Origin of the sequence: Stenotrophomonas pictorum JCM 9942 (genome assembly GCF_001310775.1) — a bacterium.
GTDB classification, from domain to species: Bacteria; Pseudomonadota; Gammaproteobacteria; order Xanthomonadales; family Xanthomonadaceae; genus Stenotrophomonas; species Stenotrophomonas pictorum.
In genome coordinates this window covers 1-8,010 of sequence record NZ_BAZI01000111.1, presented here as the reverse complement: position 1 = coordinate 8,010, position 8,010 = coordinate 1, and the positions used below count along the sequence as shown (strand labels likewise).

Below are 8,010 nucleotides of genomic sequence, written 5' to 3'. Positions count from 1 at the left end.
GCCGGCTTGCCCAGCGACCGCTTCCTGTTCGAGGGCTTCCTGCCGGCCAAGGGGGCGGCGCGGCGCGATCGTCTGCAGCGGCTGGCCGGTGAAACCGCCACGCTGGTGTTCTACGAGTCTTCGCACCGTATCGAAGAGTCGCTGGCCGACATGGTTGCCGTCTTTGGTGCCGAGCGTCCGGCGGTGATCGCCCGCGAGCTGACCAAACTGTTCGAGACCGTGCTTGATGGCGATCTGGCTGATCTGCTGGCGCAGGTCCAGGCCGATCCCAACCAGCGCAAGGGCGAGTTCGTGGTGATGGTGCAGGGCGTCGGTGACGATGAGGCGGGCAAGATCGCCGAAGGCCGTCGCCTGTACGCCAAGCTCAACGAGCACCTGCCGCCGTCCACCGCCGCCAAGCTGGCCGCCGAACTGAGCGGTGCGCCGCGCAAGGCGCTGTACGGCCAATGAGCTAGCCTAGGTTTTGGGTTCCTCACGCATGTCAAGGAGGGAGTATGTGGTTGGCTTGGTTGAAGTTCGCATTGATCGCCGCATCGCTGGTTTCCACCGGATGCACGTGGCGGGTGCGTGAATCCAACATTCTGTTCCCCCGTGCATCGGCAGGTGCCGACGTCGCGGCGCTGCAGAACGCTTTCCCGGTCTATACGCCGGAAGAGTTCTATTTGCAGATACCTGACGCCCGGTTGTATGGGGTGATGTTGTTGCGGCCGGACGCCAGGGCAACGGTGCTCTATTTCGGCGGCAACGGCTATCGCATTGCCAAGGATGCGGAAAACACTATTCAGGCCTATGGGTCGCTGCCGGTCAATCTGGTGCTGGTGGACCATCGCGGTTATGGCGCCAGTAGCGGCGTGCCGTCGATGGACGATCTGATGGCGGATGCGGTACGGGTCTACGATCACGTGATTGCGGAGGCGGCGTTGTCCGCGCTGCCGGTGGTCGTGCATGGGCACTCGCTGGGCAGCTTCATGGCCGGTCATGTGGCCAGTGAGCGCACGCTCGCGGGGCTGGTGTTGGAGTCCACCGTGACGACAACGGAGGACTGGACGCGCTTTCTACGCTCCAGGCAGCCGTGGTGGGCCAAGGCGCTGGTGTGGCGTGTGGTGCCTGAGGGGAGCTTGGCCGGGCGGGGCAACCTCGGTGTGGTGTCGGCGTTGAATGAGCCGGTGCTGTTCGCGGTCGGTGCAGCAGACACCGTGACCGCGCCAGCTTTTTCGCGGCGACTTTTTGATCTGTGTCCGCTGCCTGCTTCACAGAAGACACTTCTTGAAGTGGCGGGCGCCTCACATCAGTCCGTCACTCGGACGGTCGAGTTTCGCGAGACAATGCTCAGATTCGTGGACTCGCTGGGTGAACCGCAGGTGCTTTCGCCTTGAGCGGTCAATGTGTGTGGATGCTTGAACGTGCGACAATGCGCGCGGCGGAGTCGGCCAGACAGTCGCGTCATCCTTTCGGGGATGCCGAGGAAAGTCCGGGCTCCACAGGGCAAGGTGCCAGGTAACGCCTGGGCGGCGCAAGCCGACGGAAAGTGCAACAGAAAGATACCGCCGAACGGTCCTTCGGGATGCGTGGTAAGGGTGAAATGGTGCGGTAAGAGCGCACCGCGAGTCTGGCAACAGACCGGCACGGCAAACCCCACCTGGAGCAAGACCAAATAGGGACCTAATGGCGTGGCCCGCGTCGGGTCCGGGTAGGTTGCTTGAGCGTATCGGTGACGGTGCGCCTAGAGGAATGACTGTCCACGACAGAACCCGGCTTATCGGCCGGCTCCGCCACTTTCCTCTCGTGCCTGCGCAAGCTCGGCTCTGCCCGATCCGCGGCGTCCGTGTTGGCGGGCTGCGCATGGCACCGGCATCCAGGTGCCGCTGTGATTCTGCCGGTGAGGCTTGCCCGTCGACACAGTTCTTGGTCGTCTTTCGGCATTCCATATATACGGAATGCCGGCGGATGCGGCCCTCCCCGTGCCGGTTTTGTCATTCTCCGGCGAGCGGAATCTCCAGTCGCGTTTCCCCGGTGAACCGGCCGTGCGGGCCGAAGCGGCGCTCGTGGATGAAGCCGCGGCCGTCATAGTCGATGGCGATCACGGTGCTGGCGCGTGTGCCGTAGTCCTGGCCGCGGATGAAGGCGGGCGCCAGGCGCCGCTCCAGCTCCAGTGGCATCCCGGTTGCCGGCAGCTCGGCATCGGCGGGCTGATGCTCGTCGCCCAGTGCGCTCCAGATCGGGTCCAGCGTGGTGCCGCTGCTGGCCACCCATCCTTCAACGGCATTGGCCAGGCGCCGGGTCTTCGGCCAAGGGGTGTCCGGGGCGCCGTTGGACATGCTGTGGATGCCGGGCGTCAATATCCGTGCCGCCGGCGGATGGTTGCCCAGATAGCAGCAGGTGTCGGCATCTGCCACCAGCAGGTTGAACGGGGCGAAGGCCGGGGCGCGGGCGGCAAGCGCGTTCGCGTAATGGCTGGCGTTTCGGGGATCGGCCAGATAACCGGCAATCAACTCGCCGCGCGAAGGTCCATCGGCCTGGGCGCTGGGGGTACGCACATTGGTGACCACGGCGGCATGGCCGTGCAGGTTGACCCCCATCCAGCTGCCACCCGAGCGCAGGTCGCGTCCGGCGATCACGTCGGCCTGTGGTTCCGGCCAGTGCTGCAGGGGGGCGGCCGGGCGTGCATGGAATTCATCGCGGTTGCCGGCCATCAGCAGGCGCCAGCGGGGATGGCATTTCCAGGCAAGGGCGACAAGGCACATGGCGCCAGTGTGCCGCGTCGCGCAGTTTCCAGCCATCCCAGGCTGAATGGTGGTGTAGTTGGCGGTCGCTTTTCACGCGATCTCTACAGTGCTGAATTTTATGAAAATCTTAAAATTTGAAATGAAACAGCCACTTGTGGATAAACCTTGAACAAGTCTCTAAACATCGCCGCAAACCATTGATGCGGCTGACGATTTTGTGTGTGGAAAGTTGTTGACAACCGGATGGCCACTGCTAAGGTGGGCATCAGAGGGAAAACCGGGTTTTTTGTGGTTTTTCGTGGTTCAATGATTTCCCCATACGCAAGCAGACGAACGGGTGCATTCGGGTGTTTCAGGGTGAGACGGCCATCACGGTTGACGACAAGGGACGCATGGCGGTGCCCACCGCCTACCGCGACCTGGTCGCGCGTGCCAGCGGCAACCGTCTTGTGCTGACCTACAACCCGTTCGAGGCCGGTTGCCTGTGGTTGTACGCAGAGCAGGAGTGGGAACGGGTGCGGGACGATGTGATGGCCAAACCCAATACCCAGCGCGTGGTGCGCACCCTGCAACAGAAACTTGTCGGTTCCGCTGCCCATCTGGAACTGGATGGCAACGGCCGCATCAGCCTTCCGTCGAGCCATCGCAGCGCGGTGGGCATTGAAAAGAAGGCGGTATTGATGGGAATGGGTGACAAGTTCGAATTGTGGAGCGAGCAAGCGCATCGCGCACTGATCCAGCAGACGTTGTCTGACGAGGATCTGGGCGATGGGCTGCTCGACCTGAAGTTGTGAGCCGGGGTGCCCGGGTGCGCGGTCAAGCGCAAGCCGGTCACCCTCCGGTGTCGCAGCCGCCGGCGGCTCATCTGCCGGTGCTGTACACCCAGGTCCTGCAGGGCCTGAGGGTGATCGAAGATGGTACGTATCTGGATGGCACGTTCGGTCGCGGCGGTCACGCCGGCGGCGTGCTGCGCCTGCTCGGTCCGAATGGACGCCTGCTGGTGATGGACAAGGATCCCGATGCTATCGCCGTGGCACAGCGCGATTTCGCGCCGGACCCGCGCGTGGCGATCTACCGTGGCAGCTTCGCCGATCTGTTGAACTGGGACGAAACCGCCGCCGGTCTGGACGGTGTGCTGTTCGATCTGGGCGTGTCCTCGCCGCAGCTGGACGTGGCCGAACGCGGTTTCAGCTTCGGCAAGGACGGTCCGCTGGACATGCGCATGGACCCCGATTCGGGCGAGAGCGCGGCGCAGTGGCTCAACCGCGCCGAAGAGCGCGAAATCGCCGATGTGCTGTTCAACTATGGCGATGAGCGGCAGAGCCGCCGCATCGCCCGTGCGATCGTGGCCCGCCGCGCGACTCAGCCGTTCAGCCGCACCGCCGAGCTGGCCGAGCTGATCGCCTCGGTGATGCCACGCGGCAAGGACAAGATCCACCCGGCCACGCGCAGCTTCCAGGCCATCCGCATCCACATCAACCGCGAATTGGCCGACCTCGAGTCCGGGCTGGAGGCGGCGATGGCGCGGCTCAAACCCGGTGGCCGGCTGGCGGTGATCAGCTTCCATTCGCTGGAAGACCGCATCGTCAAGCAGTTCATGAACCACCACGCCAAGGCGCCGCCGGCCAATCGCCGTCTGCCCGAAGCCAGTGTGTTCGTGCCGACGCTGGATCTGATCGGTGGTGCGATCAAGGCCGAGGACGACGAGCTGGCAGTCAATCCGCGCGCGCGCAGCGCGGTGCTGCGCGTGGCCGAAAAACGTGAGGTGGCCGCATGAGCCGCCTGCTGCTGATCGTGCTGCTGGCCTGCACCATCGCTTCGGCGATCGGGGTGGTGTTCATGCGCCACCGCCATCGGCAGCTGTTTGTGGAACTGTCGCGGCTGGAACACGCCCGCGACGAGCTCAACATCGAGTTCGGCCGTCTGCAGCTGGAGCAGGCCACGCTGGCCCAGGCCACGCGGGTGGACCAGGAGGCGCGTGGCCGTCTCGGCATGAAATTTCCGGAAGCCACCGACATCGTGGTGATCCGCCCATGAACCCGCCCGTGCGCAACCGCAATCGCAGCCAGTTCAACCTGCGTACCCGCATGTTGATGGTGGGCGCTGGCCTGGGTCTTTGCGCGGTGGCGCTGGTGGGCCGTGCGGCCTATGTGCAGCTGGTCAACAGCGAGTTCTACCAGCGCGAGGGCGAGGCGCGGTTCCTGCGCGAAGTGCCGATCGCCACCTCGCGCGGCATGATCACCGACCGCAATGGCGAGCCGGTGGCGGTGTCCACGCCGGTAGCCTCGATCTGGGTCAATCCGCAGGAGCTGCTGCGCGCGCCCGAACGCATCCCCGAGCTGGCGCAGGCGTTGTCGCTGTCGGCCGACGAGCTGACCTCCAAACTGACGCAGAAGGCCGACAAGGAATTCATGTACCTGCGCCGGCGCATGAATCCGGACGTGGCCGAGCAGGTGGTCGCGCGGAAGATTCCCGGCGTGTTCTCGCAGCGCGAGTTCCGTCGCTATTACCCGCAGGGTGAGGCGATGGCGCATGTGCTGGGGTTCACCAATATCGACGACCACGGCCAGGAAGGCCTGGAGCTGGCCTTCGACGAATGGTTGCGTGGCAAGCCCGGCGCCAAGAAGGTGATCCGCGACCGCAAGGGCGCGATCGTGGAGAGCATCGATCTGGTGCGCGCCGCCGAGCCGGGCAAGGACCTGACCCTGAGCATCGACCGCCGCATCCAGTTTTTGGCCATGCGCGAGCTGCGCAATGCGGTCACCCAGAACAAGGCGGCTGGCGGCTCGATCGTGGTCATGGATGTGGCCACCGGCGAAGTGCTGGCCATGGCCAACCTGCCCACCTACAACCCGAACTCGGTCGGCGGCGCGACCCCGGACACCCGGCGCAACCGGGCGGTGACGGATCTGGTCGAACCGGGCTCGACGATGAAGCCATTGACCATCGCCACCGCCTTGCAGAACCAGGTGGTGACACCCGATACGGTCATCGACACCAATCCGGGCTACATGTCGCTGGGCCGCTACACCATCCGGGACGTGCCGCGGAACAACGGCGTGCTCAACGTCACCGGCGTGATCACCCGCAGCTCCAATATCGGCGCGGCCAAGATCGCCGCGCAGATTCCGGACCAGGTGTTCTACAACTCGGTCCGTGCCTTTGGCTACGGCGCGGCACCGGGCAGTGGTTTCCCCGGCGAATCCTCCGGGCTGGTGCCGGTGCCGGGCAGCCCCGGCTGGTATGGCACCACCAAGACCACGATGTCCTACGGCTATGGCCTGAGTGTGACGCCGCTGCAGATCGCGCAGGCCTATTCGGCGCTGGCCAACGGCGGCCAGGTCATCACACCGACCTTCGTCAAAGGTCAGCGCAACGAGGCACGGCAGGTGCTGGATGCGAACGTGGCGCAGGAAGTGGTGCGGATGATGGAAACGGTGGTCACCAACGGCGGCGCCAAGCAGGCGGCGATCCTGGGCTACCACGTCGCCGGCAAGACCGGTACCGCGCGCAAGAACGGTCCACGCGGCTACGAGCGCGGGCACTACAACCTTCTGTTCGCCGGCGTGGTGCCGGCCACCGCACCGCGCTTTGCCGCGGTGATCGTGGTCAACGACCCACGCGGCGCGCTGCAATACGGTGGACTGGTGTCCGCCCCAGTATTCCACCATGTGATGGAGGGCACCCTGCGCTGATGGACGTGCCGCCGGACGACATCCAGTCGTGGCTGGCCGCGCAGGCCGCCGGCAAGGTCGGTGGCAAGCCGGGCAGCAGCGCCGTGCCCCTACCCATCCCGCAGGATGCCGCCGATACTCCCAACGCCACCGCCGAATTCGACGCCGCACTGCCCAGCGCCAGTGCCCAGGTACCTGCCACCACGGAGGTACGCCAGTGAGCCGCACCATAAAGCTGTCGCAGTTGTTGCCCGATCTGCCCCTGGCACAGGACCCGCAGATCAGCGGTCTGGTGCTGGATTCGCGCCATGTGCGCGCTGGCGATGCGTTTGTGGCCATTGCCGGTTTCGGCGCGCACGGGTTGGGTTTTGTCGAACAGGCCAGGGCCGCCGGTGCGGCCGCGATCCTGTTCGATCCACCGGCGCCGGCCGAACTGCCGGCCCCGGCCGATGCCATCGCCGTGCCCGACCTGCGTTCGCGCCTGGGCGCGATGGCCGACCAGTTCCACGGCCAGCCGTCGCGGGCGATGACGATGGTGGGTGTCACCGGCACCAATGGCAAAACCTCGACCGTGCAGCTGCTGGGCCAAGCCTGGCAGCTGCTGGGCATTGTCAGCGGTTCGATCGGCACGCTGGGCGTGGGCCTGTACGGTGATGTGGTGCCGACCGGCTTCACCACGCCACTGGTGTTGCAGATGCATGAAGTGCTGGCCCAGCTCCGCGATGACGGTGCCAGGGCGGTGGCGATGGAAGTCAGCTCGCATGCCCTGGACCAGGGCCGTGTGGATGCCGTGCATTTCGATGTGGCGGTGTTCACCAATCTCACCCGCGACCATCTGGATTACCACGGCAGCATGGAGCCTATGGCGCGGCCAAGGCCAAGCTGTTCCATCGTCCGGGCCTGAAGGCGGCGGTGATCAATCTGGACGACGCGTTCGGCCGCGAACTGATCAGCACCTTGGCGACCGGCGTGCAGGCCATTGGCCTGAGCTCGACCGGCCAGACCGGTGCCACGGTCTGTGCCGAAAACCTTGTGCTGGACGGGCAGGGGCTGGGCTTCGATCTGCTCATCGGCAATGAACGCCATGCGCTGCGCTCGCCGCTGCTGGGCCGCTTCAACGTCGACAACCTGCTGGCGGTGGCCGGTGCGCTGCATGGTCTGGGCCAGCCGGCGGCGACCATCGCCCGCGTGTTGGGCCAGCTGCAGCCGATCCATGGCCGCATGAACCGCCTCGGCAGCCAGGGCGAGCCGACCGTGGTCATCGACTATGCCCACACCCCCGATGCGCTGGAACAGGCGCTGCGCAGCCTGCATGGCCATCTCGATGGCCGCCTGCTGTGCGTGTTCGGTTGCGGTGGCGAGCGTGATACCGGCAAGCGGCCGCAGATGGCGGCCATTGCCGAGGAACTGGCCGACGTGGTGTTCGTCACCGACGACAATCCACGCGGCGAAGATGGCGACGTGATCGTCGCCGACATCATGGCCGGGTTCGCCGTGCACGGAGGCACAAGTGGTGCGGTCGCAGGACGCGAAGGAGCACCACGCCTTGCCGAGATCAACGTGGTGCGCGATCGCGCCCGCGCCATCGGCGCCGCGGTCGCGCAGGCCGG

The 8,010-nt window shown here is 65.6% G+C and carries 7 protein-coding genes, 1 other RNA gene and 2 pseudogenes; 9 read left to right on the top strand and 1 reads right to left on the bottom strand.

Annotation, left to right across the window (positions count from 1 at the left end):
• The 3 genes from JCM9942_RS07585 to rnpB all read left to right on the top strand — a co-directional run.
• A partial coding sequence (locus tag JCM9942_RS07585; protein ID WP_343123481.1) for an SAM-dependent methyltransferase occupies positions 1-450 on the top strand: 450 nt, incomplete at its 5' end.
• A 59-nt stretch (positions 451-509) separates the two neighbouring features.
• Complete coding sequence (locus tag JCM9942_RS07580) at positions 510-1,376, top strand: alpha/beta hydrolase (RefSeq protein WP_157722815.1); 867 nt, start codon at positions 510-512, stop codon at positions 1,374-1,376.
• Positions 1,377-1,422: 46 nt separating this feature from the next.
• Positions 1,423-1,775: RNase P RNA component class A (rnpB, locus tag JCM9942_RS07590), an RNA gene on the top strand.
• Positions 1,776-1,973: 198 nt separating this feature from the next.
• Here the strand turns inward: rnpB and JCM9942_RS07575 are convergent.
• The gene (locus tag JCM9942_RS07575; protein WP_054658867.1) at positions 1,974-2,744 is read right to left on the bottom strand and encodes an NRDE family protein; all 771 of its coding nucleotides are present in this window, start codon (positions 2,742-2,744) and stop codon (positions 1,974-1,976) included.
• Here JCM9942_RS07575 and JCM9942_RS19395 point away from each other — a divergent pair.
• From JCM9942_RS19395 to JCM9942_RS07550, 6 genes and pseudogenes are all read left to right on the top strand, one after another.
• Positions 2,667-2,864 (top strand): hypothetical protein, encoded by a 198-nt coding sequence (locus JCM9942_RS19395; protein WP_172675071.1) that lies wholly within the window; start codon positions 2,667-2,669, stop codon positions 2,862-2,864. The two genes, JCM9942_RS07575 and JCM9942_RS19395, sit on opposite strands and share 78 nt — an antisense overlap.
• 209 nt (positions 2,865-3,073) lie before the next feature.
• On the top strand, positions 3,074-3,520 hold the full coding sequence (mraZ, locus tag JCM9942_RS07570; RefSeq protein ID WP_054658865.1) for a division/cell wall cluster transcriptional repressor MraZ: 447 nt from the start codon (positions 3,074-3,076) through the stop codon (positions 3,518-3,520).
• Positions 3,521-3,534: 14 nt separating this feature from the next.
• Complete coding sequence (rsmH, locus tag JCM9942_RS07565) at positions 3,535-4,503, top strand: 16S rRNA (cytosine(1402)-N(4))-methyltransferase RsmH (RefSeq protein ID WP_054658863.1); 969 nt, start codon at positions 3,535-3,537, stop codon at positions 4,501-4,503.
• Positions 4,500-4,763: a cell division protein FtsL gene (gene ftsL, locus JCM9942_RS07560; RefSeq protein ID WP_054658861.1), complete on the top strand. Its 264-nt coding sequence runs from the start codon at positions 4,500-4,502 to the stop codon at positions 4,761-4,763. Before rsmH ends, ftsL begins: the two co-directional genes overlap by 4 nt.
• Positions 4,760-6,621, top strand: a pseudogene (locus JCM9942_RS07555) (peptidoglycan D,D-transpeptidase FtsI family protein). Before ftsL ends, JCM9942_RS07555 begins: the two are co-directional and overlap by 4 nt.
• Positions 6,618-8,010 (top strand): annotated as a pseudogene (locus JCM9942_RS07550) (UDP-N-acetylmuramoyl-L-alanyl-D-glutamate--2,6-diaminopimelate ligase); the annotation flags it as partial. The pseudogenes JCM9942_RS07555 and JCM9942_RS07550, both read left to right, overlap by 4 nt.